The sequence below is a fragment of the Kaistia terrae genome (assembly GCF_026344005.1).
GTDB lineage: Bacteria > Pseudomonadota > Alphaproteobacteria > Rhizobiales > Kaistiaceae > Kaistia > Kaistia terrae.
On record NZ_JAPKNH010000002.1, the window covers coordinates 823429 to 841468 of the forward strand.

General features: G+C 65.2%; 19 protein-coding genes and 1 tRNA gene. 11 read left to right on the forward strand and 9 right to left on the reverse strand.

Translation table 11 applies throughout. The features are described 5' to 3' along the window. Window positions 1–144: 144 nt before the first annotated feature. From OSH12_RS08975 to map, 6 genes are all read right to left on the reverse strand, one after another. On the reverse strand, window positions 145–996 hold the full coding sequence (locus OSH12_RS08975; RefSeq protein ID WP_266343174.1) for a metal ABC transporter permease: 852 nt from the start codon (window positions 994–996) through the stop codon (window positions 145–147). After that, the gene (locus OSH12_RS08980; RefSeq protein WP_323180632.1) at window positions 993–1853 is read right to left on the reverse strand and encodes a metal ABC transporter permease; all 861 of its coding nucleotides are present in this window, start codon (window positions 1851–1853) and stop codon (window positions 993–995) included. The genes OSH12_RS08975 and OSH12_RS08980 overlap by 4 nt, the downstream gene beginning before the upstream one ends. Next, window positions 1850–2752: a manganese/iron ABC transporter ATP-binding protein gene (locus OSH12_RS08985; RefSeq protein WP_266343176.1), complete on the reverse strand. Its 903-nt coding sequence runs from the start codon at window positions 2750–2752 to the stop codon at window positions 1850–1852. The genes OSH12_RS08980 and OSH12_RS08985 overlap by 4 nt, the downstream gene beginning before the upstream one ends. After that, window positions 2749–3678 carry a metal ABC transporter substrate-binding protein gene (locus OSH12_RS08990; protein WP_266343177.1) on the reverse strand — a complete coding sequence of 310 codons (930 nt, stop codon included), beginning with the start codon at window positions 3676–3678 and terminating at the stop codon, window positions 2749–2751. The genes OSH12_RS08985 and OSH12_RS08990 overlap by 4 nt, the downstream gene beginning before the upstream one ends. 302 nt (window positions 3679–3980) lie before the next feature. After that, window positions 3981–4682 (reverse strand): RadC family protein, encoded by a 702-nt coding sequence (gene radC, locus OSH12_RS08995; protein ID WP_266343178.1) that lies wholly within the window; start codon window positions 4680–4682, stop codon window positions 3981–3983. Further along, window positions 4679–5512 (reverse strand): type I methionyl aminopeptidase, encoded by an 834-nt coding sequence (map, locus tag OSH12_RS09000; RefSeq protein WP_266343179.1) that lies wholly within the window; start codon window positions 5510–5512, stop codon window positions 4679–4681. Before map ends, radC begins: the two co-directional genes overlap by 4 nt. Window positions 5513–5767: 255 nt before the next feature. Here map and OSH12_RS09005 point away from each other — a divergent pair, with 255 nt between their 5' ends. The 3 genes from OSH12_RS09005 (at window position 5768) to OSH12_RS09015 (ending at window position 7537) form a co-directional block, all read left to right on the forward strand. Further along, window positions 5768–6526, forward strand: coding sequence for a competence/damage-inducible protein A (locus tag OSH12_RS09005; protein WP_266343180.1), 759 nt, complete (start codon window positions 5768–5770; stop codon window positions 6524–6526). A gap of 96 nt (window positions 6527–6622) precedes the next feature. Continuing rightward, the gene (gene gpt / locus OSH12_RS09010; RefSeq protein WP_266343360.1) at window positions 6623–7120 is read left to right on the forward strand and encodes a xanthine phosphoribosyltransferase; all 498 of its coding nucleotides are present in this window, start codon (window positions 6623–6625) and stop codon (window positions 7118–7120) included. A 72-nt stretch (window positions 7121–7192) separates the two neighbouring features. Continuing rightward, window positions 7193–7537, forward strand: coding sequence for a hypothetical protein (locus OSH12_RS09015; protein WP_266343181.1), 345 nt, complete (start codon window positions 7193–7195; stop codon window positions 7535–7537). A gap of 72 nt (window positions 7538–7609) precedes the next feature. Here the strand turns inward: OSH12_RS09015 and OSH12_RS09020 are convergent, their stop codons facing one another. Continuing rightward, window positions 7610–8482 carry a DMT family transporter gene (locus OSH12_RS09020; RefSeq protein WP_266343182.1) on the reverse strand — a complete coding sequence of 291 codons (873 nt, stop codon included), beginning with the start codon at window positions 8480–8482 and terminating at the stop codon, window positions 7610–7612. A 164-nt stretch (window positions 8483–8646) separates the two neighbouring features. Between OSH12_RS09020 and OSH12_RS09025 the strand changes: the two genes are divergently transcribed. Then, window positions 8647–9507: a LysR family transcriptional regulator gene (locus OSH12_RS09025; protein WP_266343183.1), complete on the forward strand. Its 861-nt coding sequence runs from the start codon at window positions 8647–8649 to the stop codon at window positions 9505–9507. Window positions 9508–9599: 92 nt separating this feature from the next. On the opposite strand, the gene OSH12_RS09030 is transcribed toward OSH12_RS09025, so the two are convergent. Continuing rightward, window positions 9600–10298, reverse strand: coding sequence for a hypothetical protein (locus OSH12_RS09030; RefSeq protein WP_266343184.1), 699 nt, complete (start codon window positions 10296–10298; stop codon window positions 9600–9602). 276 nt (window positions 10299–10574) lie between these two features. Between OSH12_RS09030 and OSH12_RS09035 the strand changes: the two genes are divergently transcribed. Beyond that, window positions 10575–10659: transfer RNA gene (locus OSH12_RS09035), tRNA-Leu, on the forward strand. A gap of 29 nt (window positions 10660–10688) precedes the next feature. Here OSH12_RS09035 and OSH12_RS09040 read toward each other — a convergent pair. Then, window positions 10689–11810 (reverse strand): alcohol dehydrogenase family protein, encoded by a 1122-nt coding sequence (locus tag OSH12_RS09040; RefSeq protein ID WP_266343185.1) that lies wholly within the window; start codon window positions 11808–11810, stop codon window positions 10689–10691. Between the two features lie 117 nt (window positions 11811–11927). Between OSH12_RS09040 and OSH12_RS09045 the strand changes: the two genes are divergently transcribed. From OSH12_RS09045 to OSH12_RS09070, 6 genes are read left to right on the forward strand one after another with little or no spacing between them, the layout of a single operon-like run. Next, complete coding sequence (locus tag OSH12_RS09045; RefSeq protein WP_266343186.1) at window positions 11928–12971, forward strand: ABC transporter substrate-binding protein; 1044 nt, start codon at window positions 11928–11930, stop codon at window positions 12969–12971. A gap of 12 nt (window positions 12972–12983) precedes the next feature. Beyond that, window positions 12984–14180 carry an ABC transporter permease gene (locus OSH12_RS09050; RefSeq protein WP_266343187.1) on the forward strand — a complete coding sequence of 399 codons (1197 nt, stop codon included), beginning with the start codon at window positions 12984–12986 and terminating at the stop codon, window positions 14178–14180. Beyond that, a complete protein-coding gene (locus OSH12_RS09055; protein ID WP_266343188.1) occupies window positions 14180–15001 on the forward strand; it encodes an ABC transporter permease in 822 nt (273 codons plus the stop codon). Before OSH12_RS09050 ends, OSH12_RS09055 begins: the two co-directional genes overlap by 1 nt. Beyond that, window positions 15001–16092 carry an ABC transporter ATP-binding protein gene (locus OSH12_RS09060; RefSeq protein WP_266343361.1) on the forward strand — a complete coding sequence of 364 codons (1092 nt, stop codon included), beginning with the start codon at window positions 15001–15003 and terminating at the stop codon, window positions 16090–16092. The genes OSH12_RS09055 and OSH12_RS09060 overlap by 1 nt, the downstream gene beginning before the upstream one ends. An 18-nt stretch (window positions 16093–16110) precedes the next feature. Further along, entirely contained in the window at window positions 16111–17223 is a 1113-nt protein-coding gene (locus OSH12_RS09065) for an NAD(P)/FAD-dependent oxidoreductase (RefSeq protein ID WP_266343189.1), read from the forward strand. After that, entirely contained in the window at window positions 17220–18023 is an 804-nt protein-coding gene (locus OSH12_RS09070; RefSeq protein WP_266343190.1) for a PhzF family phenazine biosynthesis protein, read from the forward strand. The genes OSH12_RS09065 and OSH12_RS09070 overlap by 4 nt, the downstream gene beginning before the upstream one ends. The last annotated feature ends 17 nt before the right edge of the window (window positions 18024–18040 follow it).

An 18040-nucleotide genomic window follows, 5' to 3' on the forward strand; every position in this document is an offset into this window, starting at 1 on the left:
ATTCTGCCAAGAGCACAGCGTTCCCCGACGTGAGCGTAGCGTCCCAAGATCAATTTTATGAGACGCTCAGCCTGTTCGTAGCAAGAGACGTGCCGTAGCGGTGGGCTCGGTTCTCTGGGAGGCGGAAGGGGGATAGGCTACGCCTTACGATGGGTGCGTGGCCTCCGTCTCGATGCGGGCAGCGCGGCGGGTCGAGACCAGGAAGGCGACGACGAAGGCGGCCGTCATCAGCAGCACGATGGTCGGGGCGGGGGCGCTGTCGAGGAAGAAGCTCAGATAGACGCCGGAAAGCGAGGCAATCACCGCGATGGCCGTTGCTAGCCACAGCATGGTGCTGAACTTCTTCGTCAGTAGAAAGGCGATGGCGCCGGGCGAGACCAGCATGGCGATGGCGAGGATGATCCCGACTGCCTTCAGCGCGCCGACGATAGCTAACGACAGGATGCAGAGCAGCCCATAATGCAGCCAGTTGACCCGGAGCCCCACGACCCTGGCTTGCACCGGATCGAAACTGTGCAGCAGCAGATCGCGCCATTTCAGGGCGATGATCGCGGTGATGACGAGGGCGATGATGCCGGTCTCGGCGATGTCACGCCAGCCGACGCCCAGCATGTCGCCGAACAGGATGTGGTCGAGATGAACGTCGGTCTCGATCTTGGTGTAGAGCACGATGCCGAGGCCGAACATGCCGGAGAACACAATGCCCATCACCGTGTCCTGCTTGATGCGGCTGTTCGCCTTCAGATAGCCGCTGGCGAGCGCGCAGCCCATGCCGGCGACGAAGGCGCCGATCGCGAGCGGCGCGCCGACGATATAGGCGATGACGACGCCCGGCAGCACGGCATGCGAGATGGCGTCGCCCATCAGCGACCAACCCTTCAGCACCAGATAGCAGGAGAGCAGCGCCGTCGGCACGGCGACGAGTGCCGAGATGACAAGCGCATTGCGCATGAACTCGAACTGCAAGGGCTGCAGAAGCGTTTCGAGGATCGTCATGATGCCGTCTCCAGCGCTTCCGCCGCACGGCGGCGGGCGGCCAGAAGGCCATGTTTCGGTGCGAAAACGAAAGCAGCCAGGAAGACCAGAGTCTGCAGCACGACAATGATGCCGCCGGTGGCTCCGTCGAGGAAATAGCTCGCATAGGCGCCGACGAAGCTGGTCAGCGCGCCAACCGCGACGCTGATCATCAGGAGCCTTGGAAACCGGTCGGTGAGCAGGTAGGCGGTGGCGCCGGGTGTCACCACCATGGCGATGACGAGGAACGCACCGACCGTTTGTAGCGCCGCGACCGTGCAGGCGGAGAGCAGCGTGAAGAACAAGATCCTCAGCGCGGTCGGGTTGAGGCCGATCGAGCGGGCGTGGCTCTCATCGAAGAAGGTCACCATCAGGTCCTTCCACTTGACGAGAAGGATGGCGAGCGAGACGAAGCCGATGATGGCGAGTTGCAGCGTATCTTCCGGTGTGATGGCGAGGATGTTGCCGAGCACGATGGTCTGGATGTTCACGGATGTCGGCGACAGCGAAACCATGAACAGGCCGAGCCCGAAGAAGCCCGTGAAGATCAGCCCGATGATCGCGTCTTCCTTGAGCTTGGTGCGCTGGTTCAGGAACAGCATGGCCGCGGCGGCGAGGCCGCCGGAGAAGAAGGCGCCGATCGAAAACGGCAGGCCGAGCATGTAGGCGCCGGCAACGCCCGGAACGATTGCATGGGAGAGCGCATCGCCGATCAGCGACCAGCCCTTCAGCATCAGATAGGCCGAGAGAAAGGCGCAGACGCCGCCGACCAGCGCGCTGACCCACATGGCATTGACCATGTAGCCATAGGAAAACGGCTCGAGCAGGATGGCCATCAGCGCCTGGTCTCCAGTTCCTCGACGGGCGCCTGGGCTTGTGCGCCGGAGCCGAGCAATAGTGGGCTCTCGTCGTCGCTGATGATGTCGATGGATCCGCCGTCGATGTTTGTGTCGAGAACGATATGGCGCAGGACGCCGCCAAATGTCTTTTCGAGATTGGCGCGGGTGAAGGTCTCGCGCGTCGGGCCATAGGCGAGAACCGTGCGATTGAGCAGGACGGCGCGGTCGCAGAACTCCGGCACGCTGCCGAGATTGTGGGTCGAGACCAGCATCACCCGGCCTTCGTCGCGCAGCCCGCGCAGCAATTCGATGATCGCCGCTTCCGTTTGCACGTCGACGCCGGTGAACGGCTCGTCCAGCAGGATGACGCGGCCATCCTGCGCCAGTGCGCGGGCGAGGAAGACGCGCTTGCGCTGGCCGCCGGAAAGCTCGCCGATCTGGCGTTTTCGCATGGCGCTCATGCCGACACGCTCCAGCGCCTCGTCGACGGCCGCATGGTCCGACCGCCTGGCGATCCGCATCAGGTTCATGTGGCCATAGCGGCCCATCATGACGACATCCTCGACGAGGACGGGGAAGTTCCAGTCGACGTCCTCGCTCTGTGGGACATAGGCGACGAGGTTCTGCTTCAGTGCCTTCTCGACCGGCTGGCCGAGAATGGTGATGTCGCCGCGCGACACGCGGACGAAGCCCATGATCGCCTTGAACAGGGTCGACTTGCCGCTGCCATTGACGCCGACCAGCGCCGTGATGGTGCCGGTTGGAACGGTGAAGCTGGCGTCGCGCAAGGCGGTGTGGCCATTGCGATAGGTGACGGTGGCGTTGGTCACCGAGATGCCGGCACTCGCCTCGGACAAAGGGGCCGCCGGGGATGCCAGCGGGGCGACGCGCGCGTTCATTGGGCCGTGACCTTCTGGGCGATGCCCTTGGCGATCGTCTCGGATGTGACGCGAAGCAGGTCCACATAGGTCGGGACAGGGCCATCCGCCTCGCTCAGGCTGTCGACATAGAGCACGCCGCCATAGGCAGCCCCCGTCTCGCGCGCCACCTGTTTGGCCGGGTTGGCGGAGATGGTGCTTTCGCTGAAGACGACGGGGATGTTGTTGGCGCGGACCGCGTCGATCACCTTGCGCACCTGCTTCGGCGTGCCTTGCTGATCGGCGTTGATCGGCCAGAGGTAAAGCTCCTTCAGGCCGAAATCGCGGGCGAGGTAACTGAAGGCGCCCTCGCTCGAAACCAGCCAGCGCTTCTCGGCCGGGATCGCCTCGAGCGAGGCGCGGATCGGCGCGACCGTTGCGGTGATCTTCGCCTTGTAGACCTCGGCATTGGCGGCATAGGTCGCGGCATTGGCCGGATCGTGCTTCGCGAAGGCATCGCGGATGTTATCGACGTAGAGGAGGGCGGCGGCGGGGGACATCCAGGCATGCGGATTGGGCTTGCCGCCATAAGGTCCCTCGGCGATGCCGATCGGGTCGACGCCTGCCGAGACGGTCGCCTGCGGAACGCCGTCGAGATTGGCGAAGAATTTCTCGAACCAGAGCTCGAGGCCAAGCCCGTTCCAGAGGATCAGTTGCGCGTCCTGCGCCTTCACGATGTCGCGCGGCGTCGGCTGGTAGTTATGGATTTCGGCGCCGGGCTTGGTGATGGATTCCACGATCGCGACGTCGCCGGCAACGTTCTGCGCCATGTCGGCGATGATGGTGAAGGTCGTGACGGCCTTGAATTTCCCGACGTCCTCGGCGATCGCCCCGGCTGGCGATAGCACGGTGGCGGCCAGCAATCCGGCGAGGGCGATAACCAAGCGGCGACGCGTTCGATCGAGCATGTCTCGTTTCCAATTCGTGCAATTGCGAATTACTCGCATGAAAGCTCGCATGGTTTAATCGAGATTGCAAATCATTCGCAAAAGCGGCGTCAGGGCGTCTCCGGTGGGAGTGCGTGAGCCGGGCCCGGCGAGGGCGCCGGTGGATTGGATTGCGAGATAATGCGGGGCGCTGGTGCAGGTATTTTGGCCGGGAAACGGCGACGCTGACACTGCCGCCCGCCGCGAGAGGGGTGGCGCGTGTGGACCTGCCTGGGCTTTCGCCATCGCGACGGGCGCACGGAGCGCCAGCCGTTCGGGCCCGCTCAGATCAGCTTGAGGGCGCGAAAGCTGGCGTGGCCGTTGCGGCCGACAATGATGTGGTCATGCACGGCGATGCCGAGCGGGTCAGCGATGGCGACGATGGTCTTGGTCATCTCGATGTCGGCGCGCGATGGCGTCGGGTCACCGGAAGGATGGTTATGCGCCAATACGATGGCCGTCGCGGAAAGCTCCAGCGCCCGCTTCACCACTTCGCGCGGATAGACCGGCGTGTGGTCGACCGTGCCGACCTGCTGCACTTCGTCGGCGATCAGCACGTTCTTGCGGTCCAGGAACAGGATGCGGAACTGCTCCTTTTCCTCATACGCCATGGCCGCGCGGCAATAGTCGATGACGGCGCTCCACGAGCCGAGCAGAGGGCGCTGCCGCACGGCGCCCCGGGCATAGCGAGTGGCCGCGGCGTGGACGAGTTTCAGATGGGTGGCGACCGACGCACCGACGCCGGAAATCTCGGTCAGCCGTGCCTCGGGCGCGGCCAGCACGTCGGAAAAGGTTCCGAAACGAGCCAGCAGCGCCTTGGCGATCGGCTTGGTGTCGCGCCGGGGCACGACCTGGAACAGGATCAGTTCCAGCAACTCGTAGTCGGCGACCGAGTCCGGTCCCGTCTCGCGGAAGCGCGTCTTCAGCCGCTCCCGATGCCCCGAATAGTGAGGCACATCTTCAAGGCTCTCGTCGAACCCGCTCATGCCCCTGTGGGGTAGGGCGGGCAGGTATAGCCGCGCGGCGACAAGGTGAAGATCTCGCAGCCCGTATCGGTGACGCCGACCGTGTGTTCGAACTGGGCGGTGAGCGAGCGATCGCGGGTGACGGCGGTCCAGCCATCGCGCAGCACCTTCACATGCGGTCGGCCGAGATTGATCATCGGCTCGATCGTGAAGATCATGCCGGCGCGCAATTCGACGCCTTCGCCGGGGTTGCCGTAATGCAGGATGTTCGGCGTGTCGTGAAACACCTTGCCGACGCCGTGGCCGCAGAAATCGCGCACGACGCTGCAGCGCTCGGCTTCGGCGTAGGACTGGATCGCATAGCCGATGTCGCCGGTGGTGTTGCCAGGCTTCACGGCCGCGATGCCGCGCATCAGCGATTCATAGGTCACCTCGACCAGCCGGACGGCAGCGCGCTTGACGTCGCCGACCAGGTACATCCGGCTTGAATCGCCATACCAGCCGTCGAGGATAAAGGTGACGTCGACATTGACGATGTCGCCATCCTTGAGCGGCTTGTCGTCCGGAATGCCATGGCAGACGACATGGTTGATCGAGGTGCAGGTCGACTTGGTGTAGCCGCGATAGCCCAGCGTCGCCGGCAGCGCGCCATGGGCGGCGCCGAATTCGTAGACGTAGCGGTCGATCTCGTCCGTCGGTACACCCGGCTTGACGATGTCGGCCAGGCCGTCGAGGCATGCCGCCGCCAGCTGGCCGGCGCGCTTCATCGCCGCGAAGGCTTCGGGGCCATAGAGGCGGATCTGCCCGGTGTTTTTCACGGGGGCGGCGTCTGCATCGACATAGGTGACCATTTGGGTACTCCGTGCCCCGCCAGCACATCATTCCGTGGCCGCGGGAACAAGCCTGATAATGAAGGTTTGTCCCCGATCTGGCCCATCGGAGCCTTAGTTACAAGAGTTTTTGCATGCCGCACCCGGTTGCGCGACGCTCCGCCGCCGGAAGCCCAGGCGGTTTCGCGGCGAGCATCATGGCCGGCCGCATGTCGGCCGCACTTGAGCGCGGAGCGCCGGAAGGCTAAACCCGTTCCAGACCGATGGAGTTTGTGAATGGCTGAATCCACCACGGAAGCCGCGCCTGTCGTTACAGCAGCGATCCTCGTCATTGGCGACGAGATCCTGTCGGGGCGGACCAAGGACAAGAACATCGGCTACATCGCCGAATATTGCACCAATATCGGCGTCGACATCCGCGAAGTGCGGATCGTGCCCGACATTGAAGAAGAGATCGTCGCCGCGGTGAACGCGCTCCGCGTTCGCTACGACCACGTGTTCTCGACCGGCGGCATCGGGCCGACGCATGATGACATCACGGCTGACTCGATGGCCAAGGCCTTTGGCGTGACGATCGATTATGATCCGCGCGCCGTCGCCATCCTGAGCGCCCATTACGAGCCCGGACAATTGAACGAAGCGCGGATGCGCATGACGCGAATTCCCGCTGGCGCCGACCTGATCCTGAATTCGGTCTCCAAAGCGCCGGGCTTCACGATCGGCAATGTCCATGTCATGGCCGGCGTGCCGTCGATCATGCAGGCGATGTTCGACGAGGTTGCCGCCAAGATCCCCACCGGCGCCAAGATGCTGTCGCGCACGGTGCCCGTCGGCATGGGCGAGGGGCGCATCGCCAAGAAGCTCGGCGAAATCCAGCTCGATTATCCCGATGTCTCGATCGGCAGTTATCCGAAGATGCTCGACGGATCGTTCGCTACCGACATCGTTCTGCGCTCGCGCGATGCCGAACGGCTCGACCAGGCGGCCCGCGATGTCGAGGCGATGGTCGCAGCTATGATGCAGGCGACTAGCTGATATGTCCGGATTTTCTGTGGATCGACAGACGGCCCGATTGCATGGCAAGGAGCCGCATCACACAGGTTCCGCTTCTTTTACGTCCAGGAGACAATGATGGTCGACGCTCGCAGCGACAAGGCGTTCCCGGTATCCTGGGATCAGTTCCACCGGGATGCACGAGCGCTGACCTGGCGCCTTTCCGGCGACCAGAAGTGGCAGGCGATCGTCTGCGTGACGCGCGGTGGCCTTGTGCCGGCAGCGATCGTCGCTCGTGAGCTTGGCATCCGCATGATCGAGACCATCTGCGTCGCCTCCTATCACGACTATAACCAGCAGGGTCAGCTCAAGGTCCTGAAGCCGGTCAGCCAGGAGATCATCGATCTCGGCGGCGGCGAGGGCGCCGGCGTGCTCGTGATCGACGATCTGGTCGATACCGGCCGCACGGCCCGCCTGGTGCGCGAGATGCTGCCGAAGGCGCATTACGCCACGCTCTATTCGAAGCCGATGGGCCGCCCCATCGTCGACACCTTCATCACCGAAGTGTCACAGGATACGTGGATCTATTTCCCCTGGGACATGGGTCTCGCCTTCCAGCCGCCGATCGTCGGCTAAAACCTTGCCAGATCGCGTTTGCATCTGCGAACCGCAAACGCCTCGCTCTAGAACGACTTAGGAGACAACGAAATGACCGATCCGAACAAGCCCGCCGACGACGAAGATTTCGAAGCCTTCGCAGCAGACTACGAAGAGCACCGCGATGCTCTCTATGACCTGATCTCGGATTATGCCGACGACAAGCAGCTTGATGACGGCCTGCTCGGCGCCATGGTGCTCGATCTCGCCGTTTCGCTGCGCATGATCGCCTATGCCAACAGCGTCGAGAAGCCTTCGGTCAGCGGCCTGAAGATGGAGCTGGATCGCTTCACCAAGGACGCGGAAGAGCATGCTCGCTCGGCCAAGCAGGATGCCGAGGACTTCATCGCCGAAGTCAAGGCAACCCGCGAAGAGGGCGCCGAGCCGGAAGCCTGATCGGCATCCGCGTTCTGCAATATTCAAGGGGCGGCCCCGTGCATCGGCGCCGCCCCTTTTTTGTGGTCGTTGCTATCCGCGCGTCACCATGGCGATGCCGATGGCGATTGGAACGATGCCGAGGCAGTCGATCCAGCTCACCGGCTCGCGAAACATCAGCCAGCCGAAGGCGAGGCCGAGCGGCGGCAGCAGGAAATGCAGCGACGTGGCTTGGGTCGCGGTCTTCGTTTGCAGCAGGCGGAACCACAGCAGATAGCCGCCGATCGATGCCGCGATCACCAGATAGCTCCAGCCGCCGACAAGCGCCGGCGTAAGGCGGATATCCCCGAGGCTTTCGGTCGCCAGCGCGATGGGGAGCAGCAGGATACCAGCCGCGAACGACTGGATCGCCGTGCCTGTCCAGAGATCGCCGCCGGGCTTCAGCTTCTTGAACAGGATCGTTCCAGCGACGAGCGCCACCAGCCCGGCCAGCACCAGCAAGGTGCCGTGCCAGTCCTCCAAGCCGCCCGAAAGCCGCGACCTCAGGACAATGGCAACGCCCAGCATGCCAAGCAGCAGCCCGCCGAGCTTTAGCGGTGACAGACGCTCGCCCAGGACTGGTCCGGCTATGAGCGCCGTCAGCAGCGGATTGGCGCTGATCAGCACGGCGGTGAAGGCGGAAGAAACCGTCTGCATGCCGGCATAGCTGAGGCCGAGATAGAGCGCGCTGTTGAAGACGCCAAGAACGGCCCAACTGGCGAGGGTGCGCCCGTCCAGCCGTATGGCACGGCCGGTGATGGCGGCGAGTCCGATCAGGATCACCCCGGCGGCGAGAAAGCGGCTTGATAGCAGCAGAAGAGGCGGGCAATCCGGCAGCGCGAATTTCGCCGCCGCGAAGGCCGAACTCCAGATCAGGCAGAAGAGCGCAATCAGACCAAGGTCTGCGAGGCTGTTGCCTCGCGCCATATGCCTTGTCGTTGCCGATGCCACTCGATCCGTCATTCGCGATCTGCCTGCTGGTTGAAGAGCCGGCCGCAGCCGGGAGCGAATGCATAGGCTTTCTGCGTTCTATTTGGAAATTCGATGTTTGGATGATATCCATTCGAAATTCCGATATCGGAGGTGCAGCCATGTTCGACCTCGATCTATTGAAGACCTTCGTTTCGGTCGTCGATGCCGGCGGCTTCACCCGCGCCGGGGAGCGCGTGCATCGCACCCAGTCGACGGTCAGCCAGCAGATCCGCAAGCTCGAGGATCTCGCCGGAACGCCGCTACTGATCCGCGAGGGCAGGGGTGTCGCGCTGACTGCCGAAGGCGAGCGGCTGGTCGGCTATGCGCGCCGCATCCTGGCGCTGTCGGAGGAAGCGCGCAGCGTCGTCGGCGCCTCGCAGGCGGCCGAGCATGTGCGTCTCGGGTTGACCGAGGATTTCGCCGTCGCGGAATTGACCCGGCTGGTCGCAAGCTTCGCAAAACTCCGGCCCGAGTGCCGCCTCGATGTGCGCTGCGACCTGTCCGTTGAGTTGGAACGAGGGCTGGAGCGCGGCGATCTTGATATCGTGCTGATGAAGCGCGATGCCGGCGTCGGCCCGGCTGAGGGCGTCTGGCCGGAAGAACTGGTTTGGGTCGGTGCCGGCGACGTCGATTGGCGGCGTGTCGACCCTATACCGTTGATCGCATTTCCGCAGGGCTGCCGCTATCGCGACCGCGCCGTGCATGCGCTGGAGGTCTCCGGCAAGCGCTGGCGCGTCGCCTATGAGAGCGCCAGCCTGATCGGCATTGAGGCGGCGATCACAGGCGGCCTCGGCGTGGCGCTGATCGAGGCGCGGTCGATCCGCCCCGCCTATTCGGTGTTGGCGGGCGACGGGTTCGGCCCCGTGCCGCCGACCGAACTGGCGCTGCGCGTTGCGCCGGGCGCACGCCGCCCGGTCCTGGACCTCGCCGACCTCGTCATGGCCTATTGCGAGCAGGAAGGTCTCGCGCGCGCCGCCTGACGCGGTAGCTCGCGGTCGGCTGTCATCGGCCGGCCTTCTGACAGGCTAACGGGCCGCCGCGCGGATCGCGCGGCGGATCAGAGATCCAGCGATTACGCCGTCAGGCTGCCAGCCTCGGCTGTCAGCGTCAGGCCGAGCGCCTTGCCGTTGCTGTCTATGGCGCTGAATACATCCGAGCCGTCCACGCTCTCCTTGCTCCACGACGCGATGGCGCCGGCGCGGATATGCAGGTGCATGTCGTCCTGCATGGCGTTCAGGAAGCCGTGGCTGAATGAGACGCTGGTCAGCGTTCCGGTCCAGCGATGCACGACGCCGCGCTTCACCGCCTGCAGCGTGACCGGACTGCCAGCGGTCTCGGCCGCCTTCAGCGGCGCATCGTCGGGCGCGTCGCCCGGGCCGGGGCGCGCGGCAGGCGGGGCTGCGTCGACGGGCGTCCGCGCGATACCCTCCAATGCCGCATCGAAGCGCTCCAGGCCGTCCAGCGCCGTCAACTTGGCAATCGTGTTGCCGTCGGCGTCGAATATCTCGATGAAGGGCAGGACATTCGTCATCACCATCTGGTCGGTAACGAGGGTGGCAATGGCCGCGAGTTCAAAACGCGTCTCGCGCGCCGGCCCGCGCAGAACGGCAAATCCATCCTCCAGCTCGACGCTTTCGATCGCGCCAAGGCCTTCCAGCAGGGCGCCGTCGGCCCGGATGCCGAGGATCAGATTGCCGATGGCGGGCACGCGACGCAAAACAGCCAACGGGTCATGCGCCAGCACCTGGCGATGGGATACGGGATCGGTCATGGGAGCACCTCTGTGGCTCGTCGTTCAAAGCGCGGGCGAGCCGTCGTGGTGCCACGATTCCCCCGCGCCGATGTAGCAGCCGCCGGCCCGGGAATTGAAGGCCTATTTTAGGGAAATGGAGAGGTGCACTGTCGCTCGACGCTGTTCGGGCGGTCGGCGCGGGCGCCAATATCCCCGACATGTGCGCGCCCAAGTGTCGGTTGGGCCCAACCGCGGTGGAAGTTGCGTCGAGGGGGGCTATTCACGCGACCGCCGAGATGGCAGAACTCCGCCGCTGCGGGCGTGGCGAAACTGGTAGACGCAAGCGACTTAAAATCGCTCGACCTCGGTCATGCGGGTTCGACCCCCGCCGCCCGCACCAGAGGACCGACGGTCGTTGACCCTCCGTCCTCAGTCGTCCCGATGATCCCCGGCGGAGCTGTCACTGAACTTCGCGTCGGGAATGACCACCAGCTTGCCGACGAAGCACTTGGCCTTGAAGTCGTCCTGTGCCTCGCGAAGGCGAGACAGCGGGTAGCTGCCGGCGAGCAGCGGGCGGATCTTTCCCGTCCTGATGTAGCCAAGGATAGTCTGGAAATCGCCACGCGTGCCTTGCGAGGATCCGTGGAGCTGGAGTTGCTTCAGATACAGCGTGCGCAAGTCCAGTTCGACGAGCGCGCCGCCAATGGCGCCTGCCGTCGTGTAGCGACCTTCCGGCCGCAGGATCCGCAGCAACTCGTTGAACCTCCGGCCTCCGACCAGATCGGCGACGATATCGATGGCTTGGCCTCCGGTCGCGTCGGTCACGGCCTCCGCCAGATCCGTGACGTCGCTGCGAATGACGGCTTCCGCGCCGACAGCCTTCACGGCCGCCTCCTTGCCCGCGCCGACGATGGCATAGGGTATTGCGCCCCGAGCCCGGCATAGCTGGATCAGGCCGGAGCCGACGCCGCCCGAGGCTCCGGTGATCAGGACACGCTCGCCTGCCGATACGGCTGCCCGCACCAGCATCTGCTCGCCGGTCAGGTAGGCGCAGCAGATGGTCGCCAACTCCGCGTCGGTCCACTCCGTATCGATCGCATGGGCGTTTTCGGCCGGAACAGCGACATATTCGGCAAAGCCGCCGTCACGGCCGTGGCCGATATAGTCGATGTCGGCCAGGCTATCGCCATCGGAATTGTAGATGCTGAAATCGACGATGACGCGCTGGCCAATCCGGCTTTCGGCGATTCCCGGTCCGCTGGCAACAATCCGTCCGACCGTATCGGCGCCCTGGATGCGGGGGAACGTCAGGGTCGACTCCGTGGCCCAGCGGCGCCACGAGGCAACGGCCCCGGCGTCCTCGTCGGTCCCGTAGGCGCCTTCGCGGACCCAGATGTCCGTATTGTTGATGCCGCAGGCGGCGACCTCGATCAGCACCTCTCCGGCGGCCGGAACGGGGACAGGCCAGTCCCTGCGATACTCCAGCGTCTCGGGCCCACCATGTCCGGTGAGAAGAAAGGCGGACATCGTGGTCGGGATTTCTGCAGGCATGGGCACTCACCGGAATGGCTGAAGACGTTGGGAGAGGGGCGGTTGACAGCTTATAACCTTAATGTCTATCAACATAGTCGTATTAAAATATCCGCTATTTGCCGAAAGGTCATTCCGATGAAGTCGCGTCTTGTCCGTATCGCCCTCGCTGCCCTGATCGCCGGGGTCAGTACGGCGGCAATCGCCCGTGATCTGACGGTGATTTCCTGGGGAGGCAATTTCCAGGATGCGCAGCGCAAGGCCTATTTCGAACCTTTCGCGGCCGAGACAGGCAAGAAGGTCGTCGACGATTCCTGGGAAGGCGGCGTCGGCACCTTGCGGACGCGCGCGGAGGCCGCCGGCGATCCGGGCTGGGACGTGATCCATGTCGAAGTCGAGGAGCTTCAGATCGGCGGCGCCGAAGGACTGTTCGAGCCGATCGACTGGAGCAAGATCAGCGCGAAGGACGAGTTGATCCCCGCCGCGCAGAACAAGTATGGCGTCGGCGCGATCACCTGGTCGGCGGGCATCGCCTATGACGCCGACAAGGCGGGGCCGGCCCCCACATCGGTCTCGGATTTCTTCGACGTCGAGAAGTTCCCGGGCAAGCGCGCGCTTCGCAAGGGGCCGAAATATGCGCTCGAACTGGCGCTGATCGCCGATGGCGTGCCGGTCGACCAGGTCTATAGCGTGCTGCGCACGCCGGAAGGTGTCGATCGGGCCTTCGCCAAGCTCGCCAAGATCAAGCCGGATCTCGTCTTCTTCGAGAGCGGCGGTCAGGCCATCCAGTTGCTCGCTTCGGGCGAGGCGTCGCAGGTGCTGGCCTTCAATGGTCGCGTCACGGCGGCGAACCAGACGGACAAGCGCAACTTCAAGTTCATCTGGCCGGGCAGCATCTATGCGCTCGACAATTGGGTCATCCTCAAGAACAGCCCGAACAAGGAAGAGGCGCTGAAGTTCATCGATTTCGCCTCGCGCGCCAGCCAGCAGCAGATCCTGCCGCAACTGGTCGCCTTCGGCCCGACCAACACCAAGGCAACGGCCGCCCTGCCCGAAGCCGTCGCCGCTGAACTGCCGACCTATCCGAAGAACCTGGCCGGAGCGCTGCAGATCGACGCCACCTTCTGGTCGGAGAACATCGAGCCGCTGACCGAGCGTTTCAACGCGTTCGCCAGCCAGTAGCGATTGTCAAAAATGTCTGGAAACGGGGCCGCGCGCGCGAGACGTGCGCGGCTGTCTACCGTGGTGCTGCTGGCGCCGATGGCGCTGTTCCTGCTGGCTGTGATTGGGGTTCCGCTGTTCCTTCTGGTCTGGCAGAGCGTCGCCGATCGCGACGTTGCCATTGGCTTGCCTCGAACCGTTGCCATGCTGGCGGAAGGCGAGGGTGCGCCGTCGCCCGCGATCTATCCGGCCTTGGTCGCGGATCTGGCAGCTGCATCCGATAGCGCTGTTGGCCGTGTTGCGCGCCGCCTCAACATCGAAAAGGCCGGTCTGCGGACGGCTGTCCTGGCGGCACGCGCGACGGCGCTGGAGAGCCCGTCCGATCCGGTCGCGGCCTTGCAGGCAGCCGATGGCCGATGGGCTCAACCCGAGATCTGGCAGGCGATCCGGGCGGCGAGCGGTCCCTTGACGGATCGCTATCTTCTGGCCGCTATCGATCTGGAGCGCGACGCCAAAGGCGAGATCACCAGCCGGCCGACGGAACTCGCGATCTATCGCAGCATCCTGACGCGGACTTTCGTCATTGCGGCGTCGGTCGCGGCGCTGTGCCTGGCGCTCGGCCTGCCGCTCGCCCTCTATCTCGCTTCCCTGCCGCCGAAGTTTGCCGAGCGCTGGCTGCTGGTGCTGATGCTGCCGCTCTGGACGTCGATCCTGGTGCGCGCGATGGCCTGGACGCTGCTGCTGCAGTCGAATGGCCTGGTCAACAGCCTCCTGCAACGGGCGGGGCTGATCGCCCAGCCGCTTGATCTCGCCTTCAACCGCTTTGCCGTCCTTGTCGCCATGACCCATGTGCTGCTGCCCTTCATGGTCCTGCCGATCTACAACGCCTTGCGCGCCATCCCGAAGACGCAGTTGATGGCCGCCGGTTCGCTTGGGGCGACGCCGCTGCAAAGCGTTGTTCGGGTCTATCTTCCGCAGGCCCGCGCCGGAATCGCTGCGGGGCTGCTTCTCGTGCTGGCCTCTGCGGCCGGCTATTACATCACCCCGGCGCTGGTTGGCGGACCGGCCGACCGCATGATCGGAACCTTCGTCGAGCTCGCCGTCATCCGCACCAACAATCCCGGCCTCGCCGCGGCCCTGGGGCTGGTGGCGCTGCTTCTGTTCCTCGCGCTTGTCGGCGTCCTGATCGCCGCGCTGAAGCCCATGCGCGCGCTGGAGGGGGCTCGCTGATGTCGACCGATTACGGCCTGCCGCTGCCGCGATGGTGGATGCGCCTTGGCTCGATCCTGCTCGTCGTCATTCTCGTCCTGCCTGCGCTGGTCGTCGTGCCGATTTCGTTCTCGTCGGGCAGCATCATCGCGTTTCCGCTGCCCGGCTTCTCCTGGCACTGGTATGGCGAGGCGGCGGCGTCGCCGGCGTGGCGGGATGCCCTGCTGAGCAGCCTGCGGGTTGGTGCTGCCTCCACGCTCATAGCGACCGTGATCGGCACAGCCGCGGCGCTGGGGATCGATCGTCTCCAGGGGCGGACTCGTGCGATCGTGCTGCTCGCAACCCTGCTTCCGCTGGTGATTCCGATCGTCATCCTGGCGCTGGGCGCATATTTCGCGCTGGCGACGGTGGGGCTCAGCAACAGCCTGACCGGGCTCGTCATCTTCCACGCCGCGCTCGGCCTGCCTTTCGTCACGCTAAGCGTTGTCGCCTCGCTGCAGGGCTTCGACCGGACGCTCTGGCGCGCCGCCGCCAGTCTCGGCGCCAGCCCGATCACGGCCTTCCGGCGGGTGATGCTGCCGATCATCGCGCCCGGCGTCGCCGCTGGAGCCATCTTCGCTTTTGCCATGTCGCTGGATGAAGTGGTCGTCGCTTCGTTCGTCACAGCGCCCTCACAACGGACCCTGCCGCTTCAGATGTTCTCGGGAATCAAGGAAAACACCGGGCCGATCGTCACCGCCGTAGCGACGCTCCTGCTTCTGCTGTCGATGACGTTCCTGCTGGTCGTCGAGATGCTTCGACGCCGTTCGCGCCGGCTCGCCACCGCCTCGGAGGCGACGTGATGGCCTTGGCAGAGCCGCTTCTGCGCCTTCGGGGCGTCACCAAGCGCTATGACGGCGGCGGGCTGGTGGTCGATGCGCTGGACCTCACCGTCGAGCGGGGCGAATTCCTGACGCTGCTGGGTCCCTCCGGCTCCGGCAAGACGACGACCCTGATGATGATCGCCGGCTTCGAGCAGGCCAATGCCGGCGAGATCCTCTATGAGGGGCGCTCGATCGCCAACCTGCCGCCGCACAAGCGCGACTTCGGCGTGGTGTTCCAGAGCTATGCCCTGTTCCCGCATATGAGCGTTGCCGAAAACGTCGCCTTCCCGCTGACCCTGCGCGGAATTGCCAGGGCGGAAATCGATCGTCGGGTGGCGCGGGCGCTGGATATGATCGAGCTCGGCGGGCTGGGTGCGCGACGGCCGGGGCAATTATCCGGCGGCCAGCAGCAGCGGGTCGCCCTGGCGCGTGCGCTGGTGTTCGAGCCGAAGCTGGTCCTGATGGACGAGCCGCTCGGCGCGCTCGACAAGCGGCTGCGCGAGCAGATGCAGCTGGAGATCCGCAGGCTGCATCGCGAACTCGGCCTCACCGTCGTCTATGTCACCCACGACCAGACGGAAGCCATGGTGATGTCCGACAGGGTGGCGGTGTTCCATCTGGGGCGGGTCCAGCAACTCGCCGATCCCCGGACCATTCACGAGCAACCTGCAAACGGTTTTGTCGCCCGCTTCATCGGCGAGACCAACGCCTTTGACGGTCGCCTGACCGGAACGGGCGACGGGCGCGACGTCCGCATCGACGGCTCAGCCGGGCTGGTGCTTCGCGGCGTGGCCGGCCAGTCCGCGCCCCGCAGCGCCTATGTCCTGGTCTCGATACGGCCGGAGCGGATTTCCATCGGCGATGGCCATGGCGAGAACCGCGTCGTCGGTCGGGTGAGGCAGGCGATCTATTTCGGCGACCACCTCGGCATCGAGGTCGCGATCGACGGCGGCGCGATGGTTCGCGTCAATCTGGGCGTGCGCGGCGTGGATCATGCGCCGGTGCCGGACAGCGAGATTGTTCTGAGCTGGCGGGCGGAGCATACGCTCCTGCTCGAGCCGGTCATCTGAGGAGTGAGACGAGAACGTATGGCTGCCAGTAAGGTCATTGTCGTGGGCGCGGGCATTGCCGGTTTGTCGCTTGCCCGCTCCCTCGTGAAGCAGGGATTTGCGGTCGAGCTGTTCGACCAGGGGCCGATCCCCAATCCGCTTTCCTCGTCCTTCGACGAGCATCGCATCACCCGCCATACCTATGGTTCGCTGGACGGCTACACGCGGCTGATGCCGGATGCCTTCCGGGCGTATGACGCGCTCTGGCAGGACCTTGGCAAGCGTCACTACCTGCCCACCGGCATCGCCTATGTGCGCCGGCAGGCGGATGACTGGTATGCGACGACTGCCCGCGATCTCGACGCGTTCGGCATCGAGCATCGACTTCTGACGGAGGGCGAGGTCGCCGCGCGCTTGCCGATGGTCCGGCCCGGCGGCATCCATTCCGTCGTCGAGGTCGGTGGCGCCGGCCTGTTGTTCCCGCAGCGTATCCTGGCGGATCTGGTCGCCTGGCTCCGCGAGGCAGGCGTCGTTCTCCATGAGCACAGCGCGGTCGAGGCGATCGACCTTGAGCATGGCCGTGTCGTCGTGGCCGGCAAGACGCATGCGGCGGACGTCGTGCTGGTCGCGGCCGGCGCGTGGGTTACCCGGCTCCTGCCGGAGGTTGCTCCCGCGGTCACGCCGTCGCGGCAGACCGTGCTGTATCTCGATCCGCCCGACGATCTCCGAAGCGCCTGGGCCGAGGCGCCGATCCTGATCGAGGAGGGCGCACATCTGAGCTATACGCTGCCGCCGCGTGGCGGCACGGGTCTGAAGATCGGCGATCATCATTTCAGCCGGCGTGGCCATCCGGACGAGGACCGGACGCCGTCATCCGAGGATATCGCGCCCGTCGAAGCGGCAGCCGCCGCCGCCTTTGCCGGGTTTGAGCGCTATCGGATCCTCGAGGCCAAGACCTGCTTCTATACGGTCAGCGATGACGAGAGCTTCTTCGTCCAGCCGCTTGGACGCACAGGCTGGGTGGTGAGCGCCTGTTCGGGCCATGGGTTCAAGCTGGCGCCGTTGATTGCCCAAGGTGTCGCCGAGGCGATCTCCGGCAAGCGCGACCCTGCCAAAATCGCCGAATGGGCGGCCGGAAAGGATCCCAGATGAAGCTCGACGTCTTTATCATCGACGCGTTTTCCGATCGACCGCTGGCCGGCAATCCGGCCGGCGTCTGCCCTTTGCCGGAATGGCTGCCGGACGCGTCGATGCAGGCGATCGCCTCCGAACTGAACCAGACCGAGACGGTCTTTTTCGCTCCCGAGGATGACGACTACCGTATCCGCTGGTTCACGCCGACGCGCGAGGTCGACCATATCGGCCACGCCACGCTGGCCGCAGGTCATCTCGTGCTGTCGAAGCTCGATCCGGCTCGCTCGGAAGTGCGGTTTCGCACCGGCGACGACTACATGCTGGTTCGGCGGGACGGCGACGGCGTGGCGCTCGACATGGCGGCCTTGCCGCCGCGACCGGCCCGCGTCACCGACGAGGTGGTGGCGGCATTGGGCGCGCGGCCGGTCGAGGCCCTGGCGGCCAAGCATCATCTCTTCGTTTTCGAGACTTGGCAGGAGGTCGCCGGCCTGCGCCCGGACATGGCGGCGGTCGCCCGGCTGGAGCTGCCGGCGGTGATCGTCACCGCCCCGTGCGGCGTTGATGGCGATGGAAATCCCGTCGACTTTGTCTCGCGCTTTTTCGCGCCGGCCAACGGCGTGCCCGAGGACCCGGTCTCCGGTGTCTCGCATTGCTGCCTGACGCCCTACTGGGCGTGGCGTCTCGGCAAGGCGCATCTGGTCGGGCAGCAATTGTCGGCGCGTGGCGGCACCATTCGCTGCGAAGATCGCGGGGAGCGCGTTGTCCTTGGCGGAAGGGCGGCGATCTCGTTGCAGGGCGTGCTGAGCCTGCCAGCCTGATGAGATCGGGGGAGAGG

Coding starts and splice junctions, on each gene's coding strand:
- OSH12_RS08975 (WP_266343174.1), bottom strand. CDS start 996: ATGACGATCCTCGAAACGCTTCTGCAGCCCTTGCAGTTCGAGTTCATG.
- OSH12_RS08985 (WP_266343176.1), bottom strand. CDS start 2,752: ATGAACGCGCGCGTCGCCCCGCTGGCATCCCCGGCGGCCCCTTTGTCC.
- OSH12_RS08990 (WP_266343177.1), bottom strand. CDS start 3,678: ATGCTCGATCGAACGCGTCGCCGCTTGGTTATCGCCCTCGCCGGATTG.
- radC (WP_266343178.1), bottom strand. CDS start 4,682: ATGAGCGGGTTCGACGAGAGCCTTGAAGATGTGCCTCACTATTCGGGG.
- map (WP_266343179.1), bottom strand. CDS start 5,512: ATGGTCACCTATGTCGATGCAGACGCCGCCCCCGTGAAAAACACCGGG.
- OSH12_RS09005 (WP_266343180.1), top strand. CDS start 5,768: ATGGCTGAATCCACCACGGAAGCCGCGCCTGTCGTTACAGCAGCGATC.
- gpt (WP_266343360.1), top strand. CDS start 6,623: ATGGTCGACGCTCGCAGCGACAAGGCGTTCCCGGTATCCTGGGATCAG.
- OSH12_RS09015 (WP_266343181.1), top strand. CDS start 7,193: ATGACCGATCCGAACAAGCCCGCCGACGACGAAGATTTCGAAGCCTTC.
- OSH12_RS09020 (WP_266343182.1), bottom strand. CDS start 8,482: ATGGCGCGAGGCAACAGCCTCGCAGACCTTGGTCTGATTGCGCTCTTC.
- OSH12_RS09025 (WP_266343183.1), top strand. CDS start 8,647: ATGTTCGACCTCGATCTATTGAAGACCTTCGTTTCGGTCGTCGATGCC.
- OSH12_RS09030 (WP_266343184.1), bottom strand. CDS start 10,298: ATGACCGATCCCGTATCCCATCGCCAGGTGCTGGCGCATGACCCGTTG.
- OSH12_RS09040 (WP_266343185.1), bottom strand. CDS start 11,810: ATGCCTGCAGAAATCCCGACCACGATGTCCGCCTTTCTTCTCACCGGA.
- OSH12_RS09045 (WP_266343186.1), top strand. CDS start 11,928: ATGAAGTCGCGTCTTGTCCGTATCGCCCTCGCTGCCCTGATCGCCGGG.
- OSH12_RS09050 (WP_266343187.1), top strand. CDS start 12,984: ATGTCTGGAAACGGGGCCGCGCGCGCGAGACGTGCGCGGCTGTCTACC.
- OSH12_RS09055 (WP_266343188.1), top strand. CDS start 14,180: ATGTCGACCGATTACGGCCTGCCGCTGCCGCGATGGTGGATGCGCCTT.
- OSH12_RS09060 (WP_266343361.1), top strand. CDS start 15,001: ATGGCCTTGGCAGAGCCGCTTCTGCGCCTTCGGGGCGTCACCAAGCGC.
- OSH12_RS09065 (WP_266343189.1), top strand. CDS start 16,111: ATGGCTGCCAGTAAGGTCATTGTCGTGGGCGCGGGCATTGCCGGTTTG.
- OSH12_RS09070 (WP_266343190.1), top strand. CDS start 17,220: ATGAAGCTCGACGTCTTTATCATCGACGCGTTTTCCGATCGACCGCTG.